This is a genomic window from Polaromonas sp. P1_G2 (assembly GCF_056405515.1).
In genome coordinates, this window is the sequence record NZ_JBFUBY010001803.1 from 1 (window position 1) to 354 (window position 354).

A 354-nucleotide genomic window follows, 5' to 3' on the forward strand; every position below is an offset into this window, starting at 1 on the left:
AGATCAGGATGGTGGATACCGCGCCTGAAAGCAGCACGCCGCCCCATCCCGGCGGATAGGGAGAGAGCAGTGCCAGAAGGGATGGGTTTGTCGACATGAAGACTGTTCCTGGGCAGCCGATCGAGGTCGCTGCGGCTCAAGCGCTATCGTCTTGAGGAGGATGGACGAGGCGGGACACCGCATGGCGCCCGCCTATCGGGATCACTCGCCGTAGGGGTCGAAATCGAAGTATTTCTTGGAGATTTCGGCGTATTTTCCGCTGGCCCTGACGGCGGCGATGGCGGCGTTCAGCTTGGCCAGCAGTGCCGTATCCTCCTTGCGCAGACCGCCGCCGATGCCCTGTCCGAGAACCTC

General features: G+C 62.4%; 1 protein-coding gene. It reads right to left on the minus strand.

Annotated features, from left to right (window positions below):
• Window positions 1-201: 201 nt before the first annotated feature.
• Window positions 202-336: a transporter substrate-binding domain-containing protein gene (locus AC1D0P_RS32670; RefSeq protein ID WP_477680513.1), complete on the minus strand. Its 135-nt coding sequence runs from the start codon at window positions 334-336 to the stop codon at window positions 202-204.
• Between the last annotated feature and the right edge of the window lie 18 nt (window positions 337-354).